The 1,291-nt window shown below is 71.2% G+C and carries 2 protein-coding genes; both read right to left on the minus strand.

Annotated features, from left to right (window positions below):
• Positions 1-863: condensation domain-containing protein (locus ACIOJE_RS41275; RefSeq protein WP_400783848.1), on the minus strand; the 863-nt coding region annotated here is incomplete at its 3' end.
• On the minus strand, positions 860-1,291 hold a 432-nt coding region (locus tag ACIOJE_RS41280), incomplete at its 5' end, for a phosphopantetheine-binding protein (protein ID WP_400783850.1). The genes ACIOJE_RS41275 and ACIOJE_RS41280, both read right to left, overlap by 4 nt.

Below are 1,291 nucleotides of genomic sequence, written 5' to 3' on the forward strand. Positions count from 1 at the left end.
ACCAGATCCGCCAACGCCTCGTCCGTACGCCCCGCGATCGGCGAACCGATCGCGACGTCCTCCCCCGCACCCAACTGCCGCAACAGCACCGCAAGTCCCGCCTGCAGCACCATCGACACCGTCGCACCCCGCCCCCGCGCCAGCGCCTCCACACCGGCCAGCAGCTCCGGCTCCAGGACGAACTCCACCGTGTCGCCGCGGTAGCTGGGCTTGGACGGGCGCCGCCGGTCCATCGGAAGTTGCAGCGTCTCGGGGAGGCCGGCGAGTTCCTCCCGCCAGTAGGCCGACTGGGTGGCGATGACGCTGTCCGGGTCGTCCTCGTCACCGAGCAGCTCGCGCTGCCACAGCGTGTAGTCGGCGTACTGGACCGGCAGCTCCTCCCACGCGGGAGCCCGGCCCGCCCGGCGCGCCGTGTAGGCGGTGACCAGGTCCCGGGCCAGCGGCGCGGACGACTCGCCGTCCCCGGCGATGTGGTGCACCACCAGCACCAGCACGTGCTCGGCCTCGGCACATCGCAACACCCGAGCCCGAAGCGGAAGTTCGGCGAACAGGTCGAACCCGTGGCCGGCCGCCTCGGCGACCGCCGCCGCGACGTCCTCGGGGGCGACGTCCACCACCGGGACCTCGGGACGGGCATCGGCCGCCGGCAGCACCCGCTGGTACGGCACTCCGGCCTCGTCCTCGGCGATCAACGTCCGCAGCGAGTGGTGCCGGGACACCACGTCGCGCACGGCCTCGGCCAGCGCCTCGGTGTCCAGCGTCCCGGTCAGCCGCAGGGCGGAGACGATGTTGTACGTCGCGGACGGTCCGTCCAGCCGGTGGATGAACCACATCCGGCGCTGCGCGTAAGAGAGGGGGATCATTTCGCTTCTACTCCTTCGGTCATCCTGCGCAGACGCGGCCGGTTGGAGGCGGCCATTCCTGTGAGCCTGCTGGCAAGTTCGGTGACGGTGGACGCTTCGAAGAGCGCGCGGATGGGCAGTTCGACGCCGAGTTCGGTACGGATCCGGCTGACCAGGCGGGTGGCGAGCAGCGAGTGCCCGCCCAGGTCGAAGAAGCCGTCGTCGATGCCGACCCGTTCGAGGTCCAGGACCTCGGCGAACAGCGTGCAGAGTCGTCGTTCCCGGTCGTTGCGTGGCGGTTGGTAGGTGCCGGTGGTGAACTCCGGTTCGGGCAGGGCCTTGCGGTCGAGCTTCCCGTTCGGGGTGAGCGGCAGGGCGTCCAGGAGGACGAAGGCCGAGGGCACCATGTACTCGGGCAGCAGCCCGGCCACGTGCGCGCGCAGCTTGTC

Origin of the sequence: Kitasatospora sp. NPDC087861, assembly GCF_044742585.1 — a bacterium.
GTDB lineage: Bacteria > Actinomycetota > Actinomycetes > Streptomycetales > Streptomycetaceae > Kitasatospora.